The organism is uncultured Stenotrophomonas sp., from assembly GCF_963519125.1.
Lineage (GTDB): Bacteria > Pseudomonadota > Gammaproteobacteria > Xanthomonadales > Xanthomonadaceae > Stenotrophomonas.
Genome location: NZ_CAUQLJ010000009.1, coordinates 166719 through 186404 on the forward strand (window position 1 = coordinate 166719; position 19686 = coordinate 186404).

Sequence of the window (19686 nt, forward strand, 5' to 3'; positions counted from 1 at the left end):
CCTGCGTGGCAACCTTGACCCATCATTCACCCCACGCGCCCACGGCGTTAACCGCGTTCTGGCTACGGTAGAGCCTCACCCCACCGGAGCCAGACATGAGCCCTGATTACCAGATTCCCGGCCGGGTGCCGGAAGATGGCGTGCCGCGCGAAGCCGTATCCGACTATTGGCGTGAACGCTTCAGCGCCGAGCCGTACTACGACAGCGACCAGCGCTTTGAAGACTACGAGCCGGCCTATTACCTGGGCCACAGCTTCCGTCACACGCGCACCCGCGCCGATGAAGTGATTGAAGCCTATGAGCAGGTGGAAGCTGAACTGGAATCGCGCTGGGCGCGTGAACAGGCCACCAGCAAACTCACTTGGAACCAGGCCCGCAATGCAGTGCGCCGGGGCTGGGACGAGTCCACCGCCCTGCACCAGGCCCACCTGGACAAGGGTGTGCCGCGCGGCACCTGAGTACCGCGCGACGTCACTGCCGCTTATTCCGCGCGCGGAATCGGCGGAATGTCGCTATCACCCGCGGCCATCAGGTCGCGGGTGTTTTTCTGTACGGCAACCGCGCCAAACAGGCTCAGCGCGAACGCCATGCCGTAGAAGCCTTTCTCGCTGAGCAGCAGGGTGGCATTCCACAGCCCGACCAGCAGCAACAACAGCGATACCAACACCGCGAACCAGCACAGCGCGTAATACAGGCCACTGACCGGGATGCCTTCTACGCGGTCGCGCACGCTCTTCTGCAGCGAGACGGCGGCGAACAGGCCAAACAGCAGCAGGGTCAGGTAGTAGCCCTTTTCATTCAGCGCCATCTCGGCGTTGAACAGGCCGACCAGATAGGCCACCGCGCCCAGCAGCAGGGCGGTCCACGAGGCGGCGATGAAGGCCGGAGACGGCTTGGTGACCTGGGATTTCATTGTTCAAACTCCGTTTTGAAGGCGGTGTGCCACGCCAGCCGTCCCCCGGACAGCCGGGGCCTACGGTAGCCGATTCAGGGTCACCCGCCTATGGGGTGACGTCTGGTCCACGCCCTGTTGATGGCCATGCTGTACAACACGGGTTGGCCATTCGCGTCCCCACCCTGGAGATTTCCCATGACCCGCCGCCTGCTGCTCAGCGTTGCCCTTGCCGTCACCCCCGCCCTGTTCACCACCGCCTGCGTTGCCGCCGACAAGGCTGGCGCCGCTGCCGCGCCCCAGCTGGAAAAGGCGCAGTGGCCGTTCACCGCCACCGAAGTCGCACGATTCGACCAGCCCTGGGCCATGAGCTTCCTGCCGGACGGCAGCCTGCTGGTGACCGAGAAGGAAGGCAGGCTCAAGCACTTCAATGTGCAGACGAAGAAGAGCGCAGAGATCACCGGCGTGCCCAAGGTGGCCTACGGCGGCCAGGGCGGTTTCGGCGATATCCTGCCGCACCCGCAGTTCGCGAAGAACCAGTTCGTCTACCTGAGCTACGCCGAGGAAGGCGAGAAGGACACGCGCGGCGCCGCAGTGGCGCGTGCGAAGCTGGTGCTGGCCGCCGATGGCAGCGGCACGCTGGAAGACCTGAAGGTGATCTGGCGCCAGACGCCGAAGGTGGAAGGCAAGGGCCACTACGGCCACCGCCTGGCCTTCGGACCGGACGGGAAGCTGTGGATCACCTCCAGCGAGCGGCAGAAGTTCGATCCGGCGCAGGACATGAGCGGCAACCTGGGCAAGATCATCCGTCTCAACGACGACGGCAGCGTGCCGGCCGACAATCCGTTCGCGTCGCAGGGTGGCGTGGCGGCGCAGGTGTGGTCGCTGGGCCACCGCAATGCGCTGGGTATTGCCTTCGATGCACGCGGCAAGCTGTGGGTGCACGAGATGGGCCCGGCCGGTGGCGATGAGCTGAACCTGATCACGCGCGGTGCCAACTACGGCTACCCGATCGTGTCCAACGGCAATCACTACGATGGCCGGGAGATTCCCGACCATGACACCCGCCCGGAATTTGCCGCGCCGAAGGTGACCTGGACCCCGGTGATTTCGCCGGCCGGTTTCATCATCTACAGCGGCAAGCTGTTCCCGCAGTGGACCGGCAGTGGTTTCATCGGCGGGCTGTCGTCGACCTCGCTGGTGCGGGTGGCCTTCGACGGCGACAACGCGCGTGAAGCCGAGCGCTTCCTGATGGGCGAACGCATCCGCGAAGTGGAACAGGGCCCGGACGGCGCGATCTGGCTGCTGGAAGATGGCAGCAATGCGAAGCTGTTGAAGCTGACCCCTAAGGGTTGAGGGACCGGTGGAGCCGGGCAGAGCCCGGCTCTACGCATAATGCAAACCCTACCGGCGCACCGGTAGGGTCGGTTCCCAAACGACCGCCGGTAACGGTGCAACGTTCGGGAACGCAGGACTCTGAGCGAAGCAACAGCCGTCCCCGCCGGTATTCATGCCCCAACCGAACGCGGACGATTCCACGGCGGTCGATCGGGATGCGACCCTACCGGCGCGCACCCAGCGAGCCCCGCGCCGGGTCACGCCCCGGCTCACTCGCCGATATTGTTGACCTTTACCTCGGCCTTGCTGCAGTCATTCTCCGGGCACACCCCATTGATCCACACCTCGCCCTGGCCGAGCATCACGCCCTGCCAGTTGACGAACAGCTGATCGAATTTTTGTTTGCCAATCAGCTTGGCCAGCGACGGGGTCACGATCTTGTCGTAGTCGCGCTGGAAGGCTGCCGCGTCCGCCACCTTCTGCGTCTTGCCGGCGATGCTGACCCGTACCGGGTAACGCATCAGTGCCGCCACGGCGGCACGATCATTCGCGGCAATTCCGCGCTGCAGATCGTTGAACACGCTTTCGTACTTGTCGGCATCGCCAAGCAGGCTGTTGATGCGCTCGCGTGCGCCACCTTCGGCCGGTGCGGCCTGCGCAGGCGTGGCGGCGGAATCGGTGCCGGGAACGGCCGGGGCTGTGTCAGGCGTGGGCGCGGTGCTGGGCTCCACCGCATCCGGCGAGAGGCCTGCCTGCGGTGCGTCTTCAGCAGCAGCAGGTGCGGTGGCCGGCGGTGAAGTCGACGGCGCGGCCGTCTCGTCTGCCGGCGGGGTCGGCTGGCTGCAGGCAGCCAGCAGCATCGTGGGAAGCAGGATCTGGATCAGGCGCATGCGCGGCTCCATGAAGTGCGAACGCGCAGGGTAGCCGGGGCGGCGTGGTTGGGTGATGACGGTTTGCGCGCGATGCCAGGATGGCGGCCGGGCAGAGCCCGGCGCTACCTTATTCCGCCAGCAGTTCGAACACCACCGGTTCGCCAGCTGCCGACGAGGCACACACCCACAGGTCGAACTGGCCCGGCTCGGCACGGAACACGCCGTCGCGACCGGTGAAGCCCAGGGCGTGGCGGTCCAGGGTGAAACGCACTTCGGTGCTTTCGCCCGGCTGCAGCGCCACCTTGCGGAAGTCCTTCAGCTCTCGCACCGGCCGCACGCGGCTGGCGACGCGGTCATGGATGTACAACTGCACCACTTCTTCGCCCGCCACTGCGCCGGTGTTGGTCAGGGTGGTGGTGATCTCCAGCGTGTCGTCCCAACCCAGCTTGGCGTTGCCCAGCTGCGGCACGCCGTAGCTGAAGGTGGTGTAGCCCAGGCCATGGCCGAACGGGTACAACGGCGCGTTCGGAATCTCGCGCCAGCGTGCCTTGAATTCGGACATGGTCGGCAGCTCGGGGCGGCCGGTACGCGGGTGGTTGTAGAAGAACGGCTGCTGGCCCGATACCTGCGGGAAACTCACCGGCAAACGGCCGGACGGGTTGTAATCGCCGAACAGCACGTCGGCCACGGCCGGGCCGGTCTGGGTGCCCAGGTACCAGGTGATGGCCACGGCCTGCGCATTGCGCACCGCGCCCTGCAGGGCCAGCGCGCGACCATTGCGCAGCAGCACCACCAGCGGCTTGCCGGTCATTGCCACGGCTTCAGCCAACGCCTGCTGCGCGGCCGGCAAGGTGATTTCAACGCGCGACTGCGCTTCGCCGCTGTACCGCTGCGGCTCGCCCAGCGCCAGCACCACCACATCGGCGCGCAGCGCGGCAGCTACAGCCTGCTCGATGCCATCCTGCATCGCCGCTTCCAGTTCGCAGCCGGGCACGATTTCCAGCAGGCTATCGTCGCTGATCGCGGCGCGCACGCCGGCCTCCAGGGTGACGTAGCGCGACTTGTCGCCGAACAGCGTCCAGCAGCCTTCGATGTTCTCGCGGTCCTGCACGAACGGACCGATCAGCGCGATCTTCTGCCCTTCCTTGCGCAGCGGCAGCACGCTGCCTTCGTTCTTCAGCAGCACGATCGAACGGCGCGCGGCGTCGCGCGACAGTTCGTCGTGTGCGGCGAGATAGGAGGTGTCCGCTTCGCGTTCGAGGTCCAGCGAACGGTACGGGTCGTCGAACAGGCCGATCGCTTCCTTCAGGTTGAGGATGCGGCGTACCGATTCGTCCAGCGTGGCCATCGGCACGTCGCCGCTTTCGATCAGCTCCGGCAGGTGCACGGCGTAGAAGCCGCTCTGCATGCTCAGGTCCAGGCCGGCGGTGAAGGCCTTGGCGGTGGCGTCGCGGTCGTCGGCCGCATAGCCGTGCGCGACCAGTTCCATGTCGGCGGTGTAGTCGGAAATCACCACGCCCGGGAACTTCCATTCGCCGCGCAGGATGTCGGTCAGCAGTTCGGCGTTGGCACTGGCCGGCACGCCGTTGATGTCGTTGAACGAGGACATCACGGTGATCGCGCCGGCATCGAAAGCGGCCTTGAACGGCGGCAGATGCACGTCGCGCAGGGTCTGCGGCGAGATGTCCACCATGTTGTATTCCATGCCGGCCATCACCGCGCCATAGGCGGCGAAGTGCTTCGGCGTGGCCAGCAGCGAATCGGCGGCGCGCAGGTTGCTGCCCTGGAAGCCGCGCACGCGGGCGGCGGCGAACGCACAGCCCAGCACCACGTCCTCACCGGCACCTTCGGCGCCACGGCCCCAGCGCTGGTCGCGGGCGATGTCCACGGCCGGGGCATAGGTCCAGTGCAGGCCGGCAGCGGTGGCTTCGATGGCGGTGGCGCGCGCGGTGCGCTCGGCCAGGTCCGGTTCGAAGCTGGCGGCCTCGCCCAGCGGGATCGGGAACACGGTACGCATGCCGTGGATGACGTCGGCAGCCAGGATCACCGGGATGCCCAGGCGGCTCTCCTCGGTGGCGACCTGCTGGATGCGGCGGCCCAGTTCGGCGCCCACGCCGTTGAACAGGGAACCGACCTTGCCCTCGCGCACCTGCTGCAGCACCTGGTCGGCATTGCGCACGTTGGCTTCCGGGTTCACGTCCGGGGCGAACGGGCGGACCATGTCCGCGAAGACACCCAGCTGGCCGACCTTTTCCTCGACGGTCATCTGGGCAATGAGGGATTCGATGCGATCGGAGGCCACCGGCAGTCCTTGATGAAAACGTTTACAAGCCCGGCATTCTAGCGATCCCGAGCCGTTTGGCGAGAGGTTTCTTCATTCAGTTTCAGCCACCAGCGGGGACCGTATGGCCCCGCCGGGGGCACCGCAGCTTACTCCGAGCCGGCCAACTGGCGCTGCCCGGCCATCAACATGGCGTCGCTGGAGGCCTGGAACACCCGCAGGCCAAACGCCGGCAGGATCGCCAACAGGTGGTCGAAGATGTCCGACTGCACCGCCTCGTACTCGCCCCAGGCAGTGCTGCGGGTGAAGCAGTACAGCTCCAGCGGCAGGCCTTCGGTGGTCGGCTGCAGCTGACGTACCAGCAGGGTCATATCGGTATGGATGCCCGGGTGGCTGCGCAGGTAGCGCTCCACATAGGCCCGGAAGGTACCCAGGTTGGTCACGCGGCGGCTGTTGACCTCGGCCACGCCCTGCTCGCGCAGGCGCCCGTTCCACTGGCCCAGCTCCTGCTCCTTGGCCTGCAGGTAGTCGCGCAGCAGCGCGAACTGGCCGAGGAAGGCCAGGTCGCCCTCGTCCAGGAAACCGACGCTGTGCTGGTCCAGGTACAGCGCGCGCTTGATGCGGCGGCCACCGGCCTCCTGCATGCCGCGCCAGTTCTTGAACGACTCGGTCACCAGCTTCTTGGTCGGGATGGTGGTGATGGTCTTGTCGAAGTTCTGCACGGTGATGGTGTGCAGGGCGATGTCGATCACATCACCATCGGCGTTCTGGCTGGGCATCTCGATCCAGTCACCGATGCGCACGCGGCCGTCGCCACTGATCTGCACGCTGGCCACCAGCGACAGGATGGTGTCCTGGAAGATCAGCATGAACACGGCGGTGGCAGCGCCCAGTCCGGTCACCAGCGGGCCAAGCTTCACGCCCAGCAGGGTGGCGACGATGGACAGGCCGGCGATGACGAAGACCACGATCTTCACCACCTGCAGGTAGCCCTTTATGGGCTTGCTGCGGGAGTCCGGCCGCCGTTCGTACAGTTCGTTGGCCGCATCCAGCGCGTGTGAAATGGCCAGCGCCACGGTCAGGATCGCCCAGGCCTGGCAGGCGCCGATCACGAACTCCACCAACTGCGGTGGCAGGTCGGGAACGATGCGGATGCCGGCGGCGATGACCAGGCTGGGCACCAGGTTCGCCAACCGCGAGATCACCCGCAGGTTGCTGCCGCCTTCATTACCAGCGCCATTGCCGGGCAGGCGCCGTACCAGCCGGCGCAGGCCGCGCAGCAGGATCCGCTTGGTCACGAAGTTGGCCAGCCAGGCGGCCAGCGCCAATGCGCACAGCACCAGGGTGGTGTAGGCCCAGGGGTACGGTTCAAGGGTCTGCTGCACCCCTTCCAGCCACTGCGTTGTGGCAATCACAGCTTCCTGCATCATGAATCCGCAGTTCGTTCGATGATCACGCCCACCGCCTTGGCCCCGCGCACCGCGCCGGGCTTGCTCAGCTTCAGGCGCAGCCACTGCACGTTGAATTCGCGCAGCACGATCTCGGCGATGCGCTCGGCCAGGGTTTCGACCAGGCCGAAATCGGACTCGCGCACGAACTGCTCGATCCGCTTGCTCACGGCCTTGTAGTTCAGGGTGTCGGCGATGTCGTCGGTGGCCGCGGGTTTGCGGTTGTCGAAGCCCATTTCCAGATCGAAACGCAGGGTCTGGCGGATCCGCCGTTCCCAGTCGTAGATCCCGATCAGGGCGTCGATTTCGAGCCCTTCAATGAATACCTTGTCCATAGGAGTGCCACATGAAAGATGGCGTCCATGGTAACGGGGTGGTGCGGAATGTGCCCGGAACATGCCGAGCGGCATGTGGGATGGAGCCGCATCGAAGCGATGGGGGCAGAGGAACCTGCTGCTATCGCCGCTTCAGCGAGTTGAAGGCAACACGACCCGCCTGGTTGATCTGTTCCGACGTCAGCTGGAGCGGAATGACGCTGCCTGTTGTGTTGCCGAAGAAGCTTCCCGTTGCGCGGGCCCCGCACATGAGACGCGCGTTGGCGTTCCTCACAGCGCCAACGGTGACGATTTTCTTGAGATCGATTTTGAACATGGTCACTCCTCGTTCCCTACACCGCCGGCAGCGTCGCCATGTCCCAGCGCGGGGTGACCTGCACCTGCGGCGGGTTGTGCTGGCCGGCTTCCAGGCGCAGCGCGCCGGCAAAGGCGATCATGGCGCCGTTGTCGGTGCACAGCGAGGGGCGCGGGAAGCAGGCGCGGCCGCCACGACGTTCGGCCATCTGCTGCAGCTTGGCGCGCAGGCGCTTGTTGGCGCCGACGCCACCGGCCACGACGATCACGTCGGTACCGGCCGCATCCAGCGCGCGGTCGCACTTGATCGCCAGGGTTTCGACCACGGCGTCTTCAAAGCCGCGTGCGATGTCGGCGCGGGTCTGCTCGCTCTGGTCGCTGTCGCGCCAGGCCAGCAGGACCTGGGTCTTCAGGCCGGAGAAGCTGAAGTCCAGCCCCGGCCGGTCGGTCATCGGGCGGGTGAACTTGAACCTGCCGGGCGTGCCGCGTTCAGCCAGCGCCGCCAGCTGCGGGCCACCCGGATACGGCAGGCCCATCAGCTTGGCAGTCTTATCGAACGCCTCGCCCGCCGCGTCGTCCAGGGTCTCGCCGAGCAGGCGGTACTGGCCGATGCGGTCCACCGCCACCAGCTGGGTATGCCCGCCGGAGACCAGCAGGGCCACGAACGGGGCCTGCGGCGGATCGTCTTCCATCAACGGGGCCAGCAGGTGACCTTCCATATGGTGGACACCCACCGCCGGTACCTCCAGCGCCCAGGCCAGCGAGCGGGCCACGCCCGCCCCCACCAACAGGGCGCCGACCAGCCCGGGGCCGGCCGTATAGGCCACTCCGTCGATGTCGTTCACGCCCAGCCCCGCCTCGGCAAGGGTCTGTCGGATCAGCGGCAGCAGCTTGCGCACGTGGTCGCGGCTGGCCAGTTCAGGCACCACCCCGCCGTATTCGGCGTGCAGGGCGATCTGGCTGTAGACGGCATGGGCGCGCAGGGCGTCCGGGCCGGTCAGGGAGGTGTCGTACACCGCCACGCCGGTCTCATCGCAGGAAGATTCGATACCAAGGACTCGCATGCCTGCTATTATGGACCTCTTGAGGCCTTGGCAGACGTACCGCCAGCGCGCCCTTCACTACCCAAGGCCAGGAAGTTTGCCGGGGTGGGTTGCAAGTTCTTTTCTCGCCGCTATAATGTGCGGCTCTCACCGGGCGTGACCCGGTTCTACTGTGTCCCGGAGATTCCATGCCCAGCGTTAAAGTCCGCGAGAACGAGCCCTTCGAGTTTGCGCTCCGTCGCTTCAAGCGCACCTGCGAAAAGGCCGGCGTGCTGGCCGAAACCCGCAAGCGCGAGTTCTACGAAAAGCCGACCCAGGAGCGCAAGCGCAAGGCCGCCGCTGCTGTGAAGCGTCAGCTGCGCCGCTCGTCGCGCGACGTCACCAAGCGTCAGCGCCTGTACTGATCGGACGCAACTTCGATGCGGCAGGCTTGACCTGTCGCGGCGGAGCCGAAGCCGGAACGCGCAAGCGTTACCGGCTTTTTGCGTTTCCCCCTTTCAACGAACGAGGTGTTCCATGAGCATGAAGCAGCAGCTCACCGACGACATGAAGGCCGCCATGAAGGCGGGCGAGAAGCACAAGCTGGCCGTGATCCGCCTGATCAACGCTGAAATCCAGCGTCGCGAAGTGGATGAGCGCATCACCCTGGACGACGCCGCCGTGATCGCCGTGCTGGACAAGATGGTCAAGCAGCGCAAGGACTCGATCACCCAGTACGACGCGGCCAACCGTGACGACCTGGCGCAGATCGAGCGCGACGAACTGGCGGTGATCGACACCTACCTGCCGGCCAAGATGGGCGAAGCCGAGATCCAGGCCGCCATCCAGGAAGCGGTAGCCGAGACCGGCGCCAGCGGCCCGGCCGACATGGGCAAGCTCATGGGCGCGCTGAAGCCGAAGTTGGCCGGCAAGGCCGACATGGGCCTGGTGTCGCAGCTGGTCAAGAAGCACTTCGCCGGTTGAGTACGACGGGGGGCACGACCCACGGTCGTGTCCTGCCCGGTAGGCGCCGACCGTGGGTCGGCGCGCGTTTCACCCGGTCTTCGAACCAAGCCTGCTAGAAATCCAGGCATGTCTTCACTGCCGCCCTCCCCTGCGCCCGAGCCCGCGCACGACCGCTCCAGTGTTCCGCCCCGCCTGCGCAAGTACGTGGACCGGCTTGAACGCAGTTTTCCAGTGGCGGTGGGCAAGCGCTTCGTCGATATCGACGTACTCACCCAGGCCGCCTCGGTCTCCTTCTACGCCCTGCTCTCGATGGCGCCGCTGCTGGTGCTGCTGCTGTGGCTGACCGCTTCGCTGTACCCGCCCGCGCAACAGGCGCTGATCGGCCAGATCAACGACGTGGCCGGCAGCAGTGCGGCGACGGTGGCCGACACCGTGCTCAAGAACGCCGACAACCAGCCCTCGATGGGCTCGCTGGCTGGGATGTGGAGCACGCTGCTGCTGTTCATCGGTGCCACGGCGGTGTTCGCCCAGCTGCAGAACGCGCTCAACCTGATCTTCAACACCAGCGGCGAGCGCCTGGACGGGATCGTGGCGTGGCTGCGCAAGCGCGTGTTTTCCTTCGGTGTGGTGCTGGCACTGGGCTTCCTGCTGATCCTGTCGATGACCGCCACCACCATGCTGCAGGTGGCATTCGCCCAGCTGCCCTCGGTGCTGCCGGCGGTGGGCTACCTGACCAGCCTGGTGCTGTACACGGTGGGCTTCGCGTTTCTGTACCACTACCTGCCCGACCGGCGCGTGGCCTGGCGCCAGGCATTCATCGGCGGCGCCATCACCTCGGCGCTGTTCGCACTGGGCCGTTATGCGATCGGGCTGTACATCGCCACGGTGGCGCCGGGCAGCGCCTACGGGTCGATGGGCGCGCTGGTGATCTCGCTGGTGTGGATCTACTACGCCACGGTGGTGTTCTTCGTGGGCGCGCTGATGACGGCGGTGATCGACGAACGCCTGCGGGCGCGTTTCCACCTGGCAGAAGCCGGCATCGAACCGCCGAAACCGGGCGAAACCAGCGCCAGCTAGTAGACTAGCGGGGTCCCCCGCTACCGTGCGTGGCCGTTACTGGCCGTGCCTCCAGCCTGCTGCCCATGGCCCGTATCCCAGACGCTTTCATCGACGACCTGCTGGCCCGCTCCGACATTGTCGAAGTAGTGGGCAGCCGCGTGCCGTTGAAGCGCCAGGGCAAAGAGTATTCGGCGCGCTGCCCGTTCCATGACGAACGCTCGGCGTCGTTCACGGTGTCCCCGACCAAGCAGTTCTACCACTGCTTCGGCTGTGGCGCGCACGGGACGGCGATCAGCTTCCTGATGAACTACGACCGCCTCGAGTTCCTCGACGCGGTCGATGAGCTGGCCAAGCGCGTTGGCATGGAAGTGCCGCGCGAAACCCAGCAGCGCACCCAGCAACAGCAGGACGATGGCCGCGAACTGTACGCGGCGCTGGATGCGGCCACGCGCTTCTTCCAGAAGTCGCTGGAGGGCAGCGACAAGGCGCGCGCCTACCTGGACCAGCGTGGCGTGGACGAGGAGAACCGCACGCGTTTTGCGATCGGCTATGCGCCGGATGGCTACAGCGCGCTGAAGGATGCATTGGGCAAGGACGAGCGGCGCATGAAGCTGCTCGATCGCGCCGGCCTGTTTTCCAAGAACGACCGCGGCCACGTCTACGACAAATTCCGCGACCGGGTGATGTTCCCGATCTTCGACCGGCGCGGGCGCGTGATCGCCTACGGCGGCCGGGTCATGGAAAAGGACGACGGCCCGAAGTATCTGAATTCGCCGGAAACCGCGCTGTTCCACAAGGGCCGCGAGCTGTACGGCCTGTGGCAGGTACGCCAGGCCAACCAGAAGATCGAGCGGCTGGTGGTGGTGGAAGGCTACATGGACGTGGTGTCGCTGTTCCAGTTCGGGGTCACCCAGGCGGTGGCGACGCTGGGCACCGCGACCACGCCCGAACACGCCGAGCTGCTGTTCCGCAACGCACCGGACGTGTTCTTCTGTTTCGACGGCGACGCCGCCGGCCGCCGCGCCGGCTGGCGTGCGCTGGAGTCGGTGCTGCCGCGCATGAAGGACGGGCGCCAGGCGTTCTTCCTGTTCCTGCCCGATGGCGAAGACCCGGACACCATCGTGCGCAAGGAGGGCAAGGAAGGCTTCGACGAACGTCTGAAGCAGGCCACGCCGCTGTCGCAGTTCTTCTTCGACGAACTCACCCGCGAGGTCAACATGGCCACGCTGGACGGCAAGGCGCGGTTGGCCGAGCGCGCCAAGCCGATGCTGGCGCAGATTCCAGACGGCGCGTTTGGCGACCTGATGAAGCAGCAGTTGGCGACGCTGACCGGGCTGGGGGGCACTTCGTCCGCTGCACCGGTGTCGCGCCCACCGCCGCGCGCGGTGGCGCCGACCCAGCGTCGCAGCCTGGTGCGTGCGGCGATCGCGATCCTGCTGCAGCAGCCGTCGTTGGCGATGACGCTGGAAGGCCACCATTTCAGCGGGCTGCGCCTGCCGGGCGTGGAGCTGCTGATCGAGCTGCTCACGCTGGTGGAGCAGCGTCCGGACATCAGTACCGGTGCGCTGCTCGAACATTTTGAAGGCCGCGAGGAGCAGGAATCCCTGCACAAGCTGGCCGCGCAGACATTGCCCGGTGACGAGGCGATGTGGAACCAGGAGCTGCACGATGCGGTGGCCCAGCTGGAGAAACAGCTGTTGCTGCAACGCCTGGAGGAGCTTCAGGCAAAGCAGCGCGGGCAGGGTCTGGACGATACTGACAAGTACGAACTGCGCGAGCTGTTGAAGGCCCGCGCGACATTGCGCTGACAGGCCGGACGGGAGAGTGACGTGATGCGATGGTTGAAACGCTCGGCTTTCCTGTTGGTTCTTGCGGTGAGCATGGTGTCACCCGCACACGCCGTAGAGCGGGGCTCTGCCCCGCTGCCCGCACAGCCCGAACAACCGGGGACCGCGTTCCCCAATGCCTTCCGTCAACCCGACGAAGGCCTGTACACCGGCGGCCAACCGTACGCAGCCCAGTTGCAGCAGGCCGCCTCCGCAGGCATCGCCACGGTCATCGACCTGCGCCAGCCCAACGAAGACCGTGGTTTCGATGAAGCTGCCACGGCCTCCACACTTGGCCTGCACTACGTCCGCATCCCGGTCGCCGGCGCAGCCGGCCTCACCGCCGCCAACGCGCAGGCGCTGCAGGCCGCGCTATCCCAATCCAACGGCCCGGTCCTGCTGCACTGCGCCTCCGGCAACCGCGTCGGCGCACTGCTGGCACTGCTCAAGCATCAACAAGGCGCTTCCACCGAAGAGGCCCTGCAGTTCGGCCGCGATGCCGGCATGACTTCGCTGGAAGCCCAGACCCGCACCCTGCTCGAGCAGGACGCCACGCGTTGAGATCCATCGCGCGTTACCCCCATTCCCCAAGCTCTACAGGAGCCTGCCCACCATGACCCGCTGGTGGTCGCGCCTGCGACCGGACAACTTCACCCTCGCGCTGCTCGGCACTGTGCTGCTGGCTTCCTTCCTGCCGATGCACGGCCCCGCCGCGATGGTGCTGGACGACATCACTGACGTCGCCATTGCCGCCCTGTTCTTCCTGCATGGCGCACGCCTGCCGCGCGAGTCGATCGTTGCCGGACTGCTGCACTGGCGCCTGCACCTGACCATCCTGGCCTGCACCTTCCTGCTGTTCCCGCTGCTCGGGCTGGGGTTCAAGCCGCTGGATGGCTGGCTGCTCACGCCGGAGCTGTATATCGGCGTGCTGTTCCTGTGCGCGCTGCCGTCCACTGTGCAGTCATCGATCGCCTTCACTTCACTTGCGCGCGGCAACGTGCCTGCGGCGGTGGTGAGCGCATCGCTGTCGAGCATCCTCGGCGTGTTCCTGACCCCGTTGCTGCTGGCCCTGCTGGCCGGCACCCAGGGCGGCATGCACAACCCCGGCCAGGCGATCCTGGGCATCATGCTGCAGCTGCTGGTGCCGTTCGTGGCCGGCCATCTGCTGCGTCCGTGGATAGCCCGCTGGGTAGAACGGCAGCGCGCGCTGCTGCGCTACACCGACCAGGGCACGATCCTGCTGGTGGTGTATTCCGCATTCGGCGAGGCAGTGAACGAAGGTCTGTGGAGCAAGACGCCGCTGCTGTCGCTGCTCGCCGTGGCCGTGGTGGCAGCCGTGCTGTTGGGCGTCGCCATGCCGATCATCTGGTTCCTGGCCAGGCGCATGGGCTTCAGCCGCGAAGACCGCATCACCATCCTGTTCTGCGGCTCCAAGAAGAGCCTGGCCACCGGCGTACCGATGGCGAAAATCCTGTTCGCCGGCGGCAGCCTCGGCGCCATCGTGCTGCCGATCATGATCTACCACCAGATCCAGTTGATCGTGTGCGCGGTGATTGCGCAGCGGTTTGCGCGTGCTTCCGCGGTGCCCACACGTACGGAGTAGGAAGCGCCACGACCATTCCCCGGAGTAAGGCAGAGCGTCGGAGCACCGGAATCATCCTTGGTAGGGTCGCTTCCCAAACGACCGCCGATATCCGCGATCGGCCGATGGTGAGCGCGGACGCAAACGGAGAAGGCCGTTCGACGTTACCTCGGCATAGGTCATGCCCTATCGCACCGATCGCTGTTACGTGCGGTCGTTTGGGAAGCGACCCTACCAATGCCGGGCACCCCGGGATTCGTCTGCGTTACGGGCCCGTCAGCGTGCCTACGCTCAGCTCCGGCAGGAACACCCATGCGTCATAGGACCGATCCGCATCCATTTCGACGAGGGGATCCCGCGCTTGCTGCTCGCGCAGCGTGAGCGCGCGGCAAGGCTTCATGCAGCCCCAGAACTGGCCACGCAGCGCTTCCACGCGGACGCTGTACAGCGGCAGGTCCACCAGGTACGACGCCATCGTTCGATGCTGCATTTCCGCCGGCGCATCCTCGAAGGGGTGACGCATTGCGTGAACGTTGCCGGTGAGCACCAGCATTCGCGTGGGAGCAGGCAACGCGTTGAACTGCTGGCGCACGTGCTTGGCCATCTCTGCATCGCGATCCACTTCGTTGTCGTACGCACTGATCTCAGTGTCGTAGCCCGCCACGCCGACGTCGCGGCCCTGCGCCCGTAGCACGCGCAGTGTTTCGATCAACGCCAGCATGTCTCGACTGCGGCGTCCGTCATGCTGGTCATCCTTTACCCGCCAGAATGGCGAGGTACGCAGTGCCTCTTTCGCGTCTGCATCGCCGCTGGAGCGCAGATACCGCGCCAGCGCGGCGTTCTCGCTCATAGGCAGTTCCAGCCCGAGCCGCACCGGTGCGTTGTCGCGGCTGTACCGTTCCATCAGGTCGGCCACCAGCAGCGGCGTTTCGGCGGTGCCGTGGAACTCTCCCAGCACCACCAGGCGGTGGTCGCCCGCCAGCGTCATGATCTGCGTGGCAGTGCCCTCCACGCCCGTTGCGGGCGAGGCGAAGGCGCTGCCGTACATCATCGAAGCTACCATCACAGCCATCCAGAGCCATTGCTTCATGCCGTCACGTCCTGTCGGGGTCATGAAAGCAATGGCGACGCGATTGCCGGATTCAAGGCCGGGCTCTGCCCGGCGGCTTCTCGATCACAGGAACGGCAGCATCCAGTGGTCCACCATCAGGAACGCGAACAGCGCCATCAGGTAGACGATGGAGTAGCCGAACATCTTCATCGAGAACAGCTCGTCCGGCGGATTGAGCATGCGCCAGGCGTACCAGACGAACACGGCGTTCAGCACCACCGCACCGCCCAGGTAGAACAGCCCGCTCATGCCCACCACGGTGGGCAGGATGCTGACGATGGCCAGCGCGATGGAATACGCCATGATCGACTTGCGGGTGTACGCCACGCCGTGGGTCACCGGCAGCATCGGGATCTTGGCCTTGGCGTAGTCTTCGCGGCGGAAGATCGCCAACGCCCAGAAATGCGGCGGGGTCCAGATGAAGATGATCAGCACCAGCAGCGAGGCGTAGGCCCAGTCCATCGGACCCTGCATGCCGGTGATCGCTGCCCAGCCCAGCAACGGCGGGGTGGCGCCGGCGAGGCCGCCGATCACGATGTTCTGCGAGGTCGCGCGCTTGAGGTACACGGTGTAGATCACCGCATAGCCGATCAGCGAGGCGAAGGTCAGTACCGCAGTGATGACGTTGACCCACAACACCAGGATGGTCATGGACAGCACGATCAGCGCGCCGGCGAACACCAGCACCTGCCACGGCCTCACTTTGCCCACCACCAGCGGTCGCCACGACGTACGCGCCATCTGCGCATCGATCTGTGCGTCCAGCAGCTGGTTGATCGCCGCCGCTGCCGAGGCCGCCAGCCAGATGCCAAGGAAGCCGAGCGCGCCGCGAACCGCCTGCTCGGCGGTAGGCAGGGTGGGAATGGCGAGGAACATGCCCACCAACGCGGTGAACACGATCAGTGCCACCACTTTGGGCTTGGTCAGGTCCCAATATTGGCGAACACTCACGATGTCGCTCCAGCGGCCGCATCCTCACTGACCACCTCGCTCGGCGCACGCAGCCTCGCCAGCAGCGTGACCAGCACGAACAGCAGCGCTACGGCGCCACCGCTGTGGGCGACGGCCACTTCCAGCGGCACGGCCAGCTTGACGTTGAGGATGCCCAGGGTGATCTGCAGCACCACCAGCAGGCCTAGCGCGCTGGCCCAGCCACGCATGCTCGGCAGGCGGTACAGGCGCACCGCGAGCCACAACAGGTAGACGGCAACCACGACCGCGAACATGCGGTGTGCCATCTGGATCGCAATGCGCGAGGCGCCATCCAGCACGCCGCCTTCGTAGTCGACGCCGATGCCACGCCACAGCGTGAAGCCTTCCTTGAAGTCGTGCGGCGGCCACCACTGGCTCACGCAACGCGGGAAGTTGTCCAGCGAGGCGCTGCCACCGCCGCAGGCGAGCGCGGCGTAGTTGGCGCTGACCCAGCCGCCGAGCGCGATCTGCAGGACCAGCACGGCCACGCCGGCACGCAGCAGCCATTTCAGCTTCGGCGCTTCGACCAGGGTGATCGGCATGTGCGTGGCGCGCCACGCCATCCATACCAGCAGCCCGAACATCAGCATGCCGCCCAGCAGGTGGCCCATCACCACGATCGGCTTGAGCAGCAGGGTGACCGTCCACATCCCCAACAGCGCCTGGAAGATCACCACCGCCAGGGTCAGCAACGCAGCGCGCGCCAGGTCGATGTTGTTCCAGCGCAGGGCGGCGATCAGCAGGATCGCCTCGCCGGTGAGCGCCAGCACACTGGCCGAGACGTGCCAACCCATCATGTAAAGGGGTATGCCGGTGGCCACCAGTACGCACGCGGTGACCACCGCCGTGGTGCCCCAGTTGCGCCGGCGCACGGCCAGCAGCGCCAGGGTGAGGATCTCGATGCCCAGCGCGCCGGCCAGGAAACGGTGCACCTGCTCGCGCCACGCCTTGTGGGTTTCCAGCGGTCGGATCTTGGCTGCTTCGTGGCCGATCACTTCCGCGGCATGCTGCGGCCAGGTCACGCGGCCGTAGCAGGTCGGCCAGTCCGGGCAGCTCAGGCCGGCATCGGACAGGCGCACGAACGAGCCGAACATGATCGTGCTCGCCGTCATGATCAGGGCAAACCACGCCAGACGGTGGAAATTGCGATGCAGCGCCGGGCGCGCGGTGGGGTTCATCAAACGGAACTCACTTCAGTTTCAACAGCGTGGCCATGTCCTTGCGCAGACCGGCCAGTTCGAATCCCGGCGCGTACCGCATGATCACGAACCCGTTCGGGTCGATCACATACACAGGCGTGCCGGCGGCGTCATCCACGGCGGGCAAGGCGGCACGCAGGGTCGGCTGGGGCGCCAGCACGCGCAGGGCGGGTAGGCCTTGGACCTCGGCCGGCGGCGTACCCAGCCACAGGATCTCGACATTATCCGCCCTATGCCCGAACAGCTGCCACACCTTGTCCAATCCCTGCGACAAAGTGACGCACTCGGCCGCACAGCCCGGCGCGGGGGCGACGAGGATGCGCCATACGTGCGCTTCGGGGTTCCACGGGTAAGGCTCGCCGCTGGCCAGGGTCGGCGGCAGCGCGCGCGCGTCCACCGGCGGCTGCAGCATCTGGCCGGTGTTGCGGTGGTCAGGCGGTTGCCAGCCGGAGAAGCGCAGCACGCCGGCCAGCGCCATCGCGCCGAAGAACAGGCCGAACAGCGCGACCAGGGTCCAGCGACCACGGTTGCGGGCCTTGAGCTGTTCCGGGGTGATGGCATTCATGGGCGGGATTTTCTCATGTAAGCGGAGGGTGTGCGGCGGCGGCTTCGCCATTCGAGGACCAGCGCCACGATCAGCACGGTCAGGGCCAGGCCGAACCACTGCACGGCATAGCCGAGGTGGCGGCTGGGCGGCAGGGTGTTGGGCAGCAGCTCGAGGTCGCGGGCGTATCCGCCGGGCAGTGCGGGGTCCAGCCGCAGCACCGCGCTGTGCAGGCTGGCGGGCGGAAGGCCGAGCGCGGCAGCCACTTCCGCAGGCGGCATGCGGTTGGCCAGCCACACGGCCGGTTGCGAAGCCGGGGTCAGCGCGGGGCCCAGCGCCAGACCGGTAGCCGGGGGCGGGGCGAGCAGGCCGGCAATCCGGGCCTCGCCCTCGCGCGGCACCAAAGTGGGCAACTGGCGGTCGGCCGGCATCGGCAGCCAGCCCAGGTCGACCAGCACCAGCGCGCCGCCGTCGCTGCGGAACGGCTGGTAGACCTTGATGCCGGCGCGCCCGGCGCGGGTCTGGTTGTCCAGCAGCACGGTGCCCGGCAGGAAACGTCCGCGGTCTTCAACCCAGCGCAGCTGCGGCGGTGCGGCCTGCGCATCGGCCAGGCTCAGGGTCTGCGCGCGGGCCGGTACCTGCTGGTCCAGCAGCGCCTGCTTTTCGTGCATGCGGTGCAGCTGCCACAGGCCCAGCTGGGAGAAACCGATGATGACCAGCACGGCGGCCACCCAGCCGATCAGGCGCGTGTGCTTGCGCATCATGACAACGCCGTCGAAACGCGGTCAGATAGGCGTACCCGCCCTGCCCTTGAGCCGCGCATGAATGATTCGTTGAAGACCCTGCTGGTAATCGCGTTTCTGATCGTCATCGTCTGGAATCTGGGCGCCGGTCTGTACTACCTGCTGGTCGACCGCGGCCAGACCAAGCGCACCGTCAATGCGCTCACCCGCCGCATCGCGGTGTCGGTGGCGCTGATCGCACTGGTGGCCATCGGCATCTACACCGGCTGGATCAAACCCCACGGCATCGGTGGTTGAACCCGGGCGCTACAGCACGTAGACGAACAGGAACAGCATCAGCCAGACCACGTCGACGAAGTGCCAGTACCACGCCGCCGCTTCAAAGCCGAAGTGGTTGTCGCGGGTGAAGTGCCCCTTGGACGCGCGCAGCCACATCACGATCAGCATGATGGTCCCCAGCAGCACGTGCGCGCCGTGGAAGCCGGTGAGCATGAAGAAGGTGGATCCGTAGATGCCCGAACCGAGCGTGAGGTTCAGTTCCTTGTAGGCGTGGATGTACTCCTCGGCCTGCAGGGTGAGGAAGAAGGCACCGAGCAGCACGGTGATGCCCAGCCACACCAGCAGCTGGCGGCGATGACCGGCCTTCAATGCATGGTGGGCGATGGTGAGGGTGACGCCGGAGGTCAGCAGGATCAGCGTGTTGATCAGCGGCAGGCCCCAGGCCGGAATGGTCTGGAAGTGGCCGCCGATGCTGCCCGGGCCGTTGGTCGGCCAGGCGGCGGAGTAGCCGTCCCAGAGCAGTTCGTTGGTCATCACCCCGTCGCCCTCGCCGCCCAGCCACGGCAGGCCCAGGTTGCGGGTGTAGAACAGCGCGCCGAAGAAGGCACCGAAGAACATCACTTCGGAGAAGATGAACCACACCATGCCCATCCGGAACGAGCCGTCGACCTGGTGGTTGTAGTGGCCGGCCTGCGATTCGCGCACCACGTCGCTGAACCACCAGAACAGGGTCAGCACCAGCATCGCGATGCCGGCGTAGAAGGTCCACCTGCCCCAGCCGGCGTCATTGAGCCAGCTGGCCACGCCGACCATGGTCACCATCATCGCGATGGAACCGATGAAGGGCCATTTGCTGTGCGTGGGCACGAAATACACGTTGGCGTCGGGGCTGTGCTGGGCGGCCATATGCGGTATCCGGGTAC

22 protein-coding genes are annotated in these 19686 nt (G+C 66.4%); 9 read left to right on the plus strand and 13 right to left on the minus strand.

Translation table 11 applies throughout. The features are described from left to right. The first annotated feature begins 95 nt into the window (after nt 1-95). The gene (locus tag RYM47_RS10005; protein ID WP_315387602.1) at nt 96-458 is read left to right on the plus strand and encodes a hypothetical protein; all 363 of its coding nucleotides are present in this window, start codon (nt 96-98) and stop codon (nt 456-458) included. Nucleotides 459-481: 23 nt separating this feature from the next. Here the strand turns inward: RYM47_RS10005 and yiaA are convergent, their stop codons facing one another. Then, a complete protein-coding gene (yiaA, locus tag RYM47_RS10010) occupies nt 482-913 on the minus strand; it encodes an inner membrane protein YiaA (protein WP_315387604.1) in 432 nt (143 codons plus the stop codon). A 177-nt stretch (nt 914-1090) separates the two neighbouring features. Between yiaA and RYM47_RS10015 the strand changes: the two genes are divergently transcribed. Then, on the plus strand, nt 1091-2248 hold the full coding sequence (locus tag RYM47_RS10015) for a PQQ-dependent sugar dehydrogenase (protein WP_315387606.1): 1158 nt from the start codon (nt 1091-1093) through the stop codon (nt 2246-2248). 251 nt (nt 2249-2499) lie between these two features. Here the strand turns inward: RYM47_RS10015 and RYM47_RS10020 are convergent, their stop codons facing one another. From RYM47_RS10020 to tsaD, 6 genes are all read right to left on the minus strand, one after another. After that, a complete protein-coding gene (locus RYM47_RS10020) occupies nt 2500-3120 on the minus strand; it encodes a hypothetical protein (RefSeq protein WP_315387608.1) in 621 nt (206 codons plus the stop codon). A gap of 109 nt (nt 3121-3229) precedes the next feature. Continuing rightward, entirely contained in the window at nt 3230-5404 is a 2175-nt protein-coding gene (gene bglX, locus RYM47_RS10025) for a beta-glucosidase BglX (RefSeq protein ID WP_315387609.1), read from the minus strand. A 128-nt stretch (nt 5405-5532) separates the two neighbouring features. Then, nucleotides 5533-6810, minus strand: a complete 1278-nt coding sequence (locus RYM47_RS10030; protein ID WP_315387654.1) for a mechanosensitive ion channel domain-containing protein — start codon at nt 6808-6810, stop codon at nt 5533-5535. Then, on the minus strand, nt 6810-7166 hold the full coding sequence (gene folB / locus RYM47_RS10035) for a dihydroneopterin aldolase (protein ID WP_315387611.1): 357 nt from the start codon (nt 7164-7166) through the stop codon (nt 6810-6812). The genes RYM47_RS10030 and folB overlap by 1 nt, the downstream gene beginning before the upstream one ends. 121 nt (nt 7167-7287) lie before the next feature. Beyond that, nucleotides 7288-7482, minus strand: coding sequence for a hypothetical protein (locus RYM47_RS10040; RefSeq protein WP_315387612.1), 195 nt, complete (start codon nt 7480-7482; stop codon nt 7288-7290). A gap of 16 nt (nt 7483-7498) precedes the next feature. Beyond that, on the minus strand, nt 7499-8524 hold the full coding sequence (gene tsaD, locus RYM47_RS10045) for a tRNA (adenosine(37)-N6)-threonylcarbamoyltransferase complex transferase subunit TsaD (RefSeq protein WP_315387613.1): 1026 nt from the start codon (nt 8522-8524) through the stop codon (nt 7499-7501). 167 nt (nt 8525-8691) lie between these two features. Here tsaD and rpsU point away from each other — a divergent pair, with 167 nt between their 5' ends. The 6 genes from rpsU (at nt 8692) to RYM47_RS10075 (ending at nt 13936) form a co-directional block, all read left to right on the plus strand. Beyond that, nucleotides 8692-8907 (plus strand): 30S ribosomal protein S21, encoded by a 216-nt coding sequence (rpsU, locus tag RYM47_RS10050; RefSeq protein WP_002808376.1) that lies wholly within the window; start codon nt 8692-8694, stop codon nt 8905-8907. A 112-nt stretch (nt 8908-9019) separates the two neighbouring features. Further along, nucleotides 9020-9466, plus strand: a complete 447-nt coding sequence (locus RYM47_RS10055) for a GatB/YqeY domain-containing protein (protein ID WP_315387616.1) — start codon at nt 9020-9022, stop codon at nt 9464-9466. Between the two features lie 108 nt (nt 9467-9574). Continuing rightward, nucleotides 9575-10525, plus strand: a complete 951-nt coding sequence (locus RYM47_RS10060) for a YihY/virulence factor BrkB family protein (RefSeq protein ID WP_315387618.1) — start codon at nt 9575-9577, stop codon at nt 10523-10525. Nucleotides 10526-10590: 65 nt separating this feature from the next. Then, nucleotides 10591-12315, plus strand: coding sequence for a DNA primase (dnaG, locus tag RYM47_RS10065; protein ID WP_315387619.1), 1725 nt, complete (start codon nt 10591-10593; stop codon nt 12313-12315). A 75-nt stretch (nt 12316-12390) separates the two neighbouring features. Beyond that, the gene (locus RYM47_RS10070) at nt 12391-12894 is read left to right on the plus strand and encodes a sulfur transferase domain-containing protein (protein WP_315387621.1); all 504 of its coding nucleotides are present in this window, start codon (nt 12391-12393) and stop codon (nt 12892-12894) included. A 52-nt stretch (nt 12895-12946) separates the two neighbouring features. Continuing rightward, nucleotides 12947-13936 carry a bile acid:sodium symporter family protein gene (locus RYM47_RS10075; protein ID WP_315387622.1) on the plus strand — a complete coding sequence of 330 codons (990 nt, stop codon included), beginning with the start codon at nt 12947-12949 and terminating at the stop codon, nt 13934-13936. Between the two features lie 244 nt (nt 13937-14180). On the opposite strand, the gene RYM47_RS10080 is transcribed toward RYM47_RS10075, so the two are convergent. From RYM47_RS10080 to RYM47_RS10100, 5 genes are all read right to left on the minus strand, one after another. Next, nucleotides 14181-14963 carry a calcium-binding protein gene (locus tag RYM47_RS10080; protein WP_315387623.1) on the minus strand — a complete coding sequence of 261 codons (783 nt, stop codon included), beginning with the start codon at nt 14961-14963 and terminating at the stop codon, nt 14181-14183. A gap of 126 nt (nt 14964-15089) precedes the next feature. Continuing rightward, the gene (cyoE, locus tag RYM47_RS10085) at nt 15090-15980 is read right to left on the minus strand and encodes a heme o synthase (RefSeq protein WP_315387655.1); all 891 of its coding nucleotides are present in this window, start codon (nt 15978-15980) and stop codon (nt 15090-15092) included. Then, nucleotides 15974-17176, minus strand: coding sequence for a COX15/CtaA family protein (locus RYM47_RS10090; protein WP_315387625.1), 1203 nt, complete (start codon nt 17174-17176; stop codon nt 15974-15976). Before RYM47_RS10090 ends, cyoE begins: the two co-directional genes overlap by 7 nt. A gap of 10 nt (nt 17177-17186) precedes the next feature. Further along, nucleotides 17187-17762 (minus strand): hypothetical protein, encoded by a 576-nt coding sequence (locus RYM47_RS10095; protein WP_315387627.1) that lies wholly within the window; start codon nt 17760-17762, stop codon nt 17187-17189. Then, nucleotides 17759-18505 carry an SURF1 family protein gene (locus RYM47_RS10100; protein WP_315387628.1) on the minus strand — a complete coding sequence of 249 codons (747 nt, stop codon included), beginning with the start codon at nt 18503-18505 and terminating at the stop codon, nt 17759-17761. Before RYM47_RS10100 ends, RYM47_RS10095 begins: the two co-directional genes overlap by 4 nt. Before the next feature lie 57 nt (nt 18506-18562). Here RYM47_RS10100 and RYM47_RS10105 point away from each other — a divergent pair, with 57 nt between their 5' ends. Then, complete coding sequence (locus RYM47_RS10105; RefSeq protein WP_070208839.1) at nt 18563-18781, plus strand: twin transmembrane helix small protein; 219 nt, start codon at nt 18563-18565, stop codon at nt 18779-18781. A gap of 9 nt (nt 18782-18790) precedes the next feature. Here RYM47_RS10105 and RYM47_RS10110 read toward each other — a convergent pair whose 3' ends face one another. Next, nucleotides 18791-19669, minus strand: coding sequence for a cytochrome c oxidase subunit 3 (locus tag RYM47_RS10110; RefSeq protein ID WP_315387630.1), 879 nt, complete (start codon nt 19667-19669; stop codon nt 18791-18793). Nucleotides 19670-19686: the final 17 nt, after the last annotated feature.

Bases quoted from the DNA above. Each gene is read 5' to 3' on its own strand.
- RYM47_RS10005 (WP_315387602.1), top strand. From the start codon at position 96: ATGAGCCCTGATTACCAGATTCCCGGCCGGGTGCCGGAAGATGGCGTG.
- yiaA (WP_315387604.1), bottom strand. From the start codon at position 913: ATGAAATCCCAGGTCACCAAGCCGTCTCCGGCCTTCATCGCCGCCTCG.
- RYM47_RS10015 (WP_315387606.1), top strand. From the start codon at position 1,091: ATGACCCGCCGCCTGCTGCTCAGCGTTGCCCTTGCCGTCACCCCCGCC.
- RYM47_RS10020 (WP_315387608.1), bottom strand. From the start codon at position 3,120: ATGCGCCTGATCCAGATCCTGCTTCCCACGATGCTGCTGGCTGCCTGC.
- RYM47_RS10030 (WP_315387654.1), bottom strand. From the start codon at position 6,810: ATGCAGGAAGCTGTGATTGCCACAACGCAGTGGCTGGAAGGGGTGCAG.
- folB (WP_315387611.1), bottom strand. From the start codon at position 7,166: ATGGACAAGGTATTCATTGAAGGGCTCGAAATCGACGCCCTGATCGGG.
- RYM47_RS10040 (WP_315387612.1), bottom strand. From the start codon at position 7,482: ATGTTCAAAATCGATCTCAAGAAAATCGTCACCGTTGGCGCTGTGAGG.
- tsaD (WP_315387613.1), bottom strand. From the start codon at position 8,524: ATGCGAGTCCTTGGTATCGAATCTTCCTGCGATGAGACCGGCGTGGCG.
- rpsU (WP_002808376.1), top strand. From the start codon at position 8,692: ATGCCCAGCGTTAAAGTCCGCGAGAACGAGCCCTTCGAGTTTGCGCTC.
- RYM47_RS10055 (WP_315387616.1), top strand. From the start codon at position 9,020: ATGAGCATGAAGCAGCAGCTCACCGACGACATGAAGGCCGCCATGAAG.
- RYM47_RS10060 (WP_315387618.1), top strand. From the start codon at position 9,575: ATGTCTTCACTGCCGCCCTCCCCTGCGCCCGAGCCCGCGCACGACCGC.
- dnaG (WP_315387619.1), top strand. From the start codon at position 10,591: ATGGCCCGTATCCCAGACGCTTTCATCGACGACCTGCTGGCCCGCTCC.
- RYM47_RS10075 (WP_315387622.1), top strand. From the start codon at position 12,947: ATGACCCGCTGGTGGTCGCGCCTGCGACCGGACAACTTCACCCTCGCG.
- RYM47_RS10080 (WP_315387623.1), bottom strand. From the start codon at position 14,963: ATGTACGGCAGCGCCTTCGCCTCGCCCGCAACGGGCGTGGAGGGCACT.
- RYM47_RS10090 (WP_315387625.1), bottom strand. From the start codon at position 17,176: ATGAACCCCACCGCGCGCCCGGCGCTGCATCGCAATTTCCACCGTCTG.
- RYM47_RS10095 (WP_315387627.1), bottom strand. From the start codon at position 17,762: ATGAATGCCATCACCCCGGAACAGCTCAAGGCCCGCAACCGTGGTCGC.
- RYM47_RS10100 (WP_315387628.1), bottom strand. From the start codon at position 18,505: ATGATGCGCAAGCACACGCGCCTGATCGGCTGGGTGGCCGCCGTGCTG.
- RYM47_RS10105 (WP_070208839.1), top strand. From the start codon at position 18,563: ATGAATGATTCGTTGAAGACCCTGCTGGTAATCGCGTTTCTGATCGTC.
- RYM47_RS10110 (WP_315387630.1), bottom strand. From the start codon at position 19,669: ATGGCCGCCCAGCACAGCCCCGACGCCAACGTGTATTTCGTGCCCACG.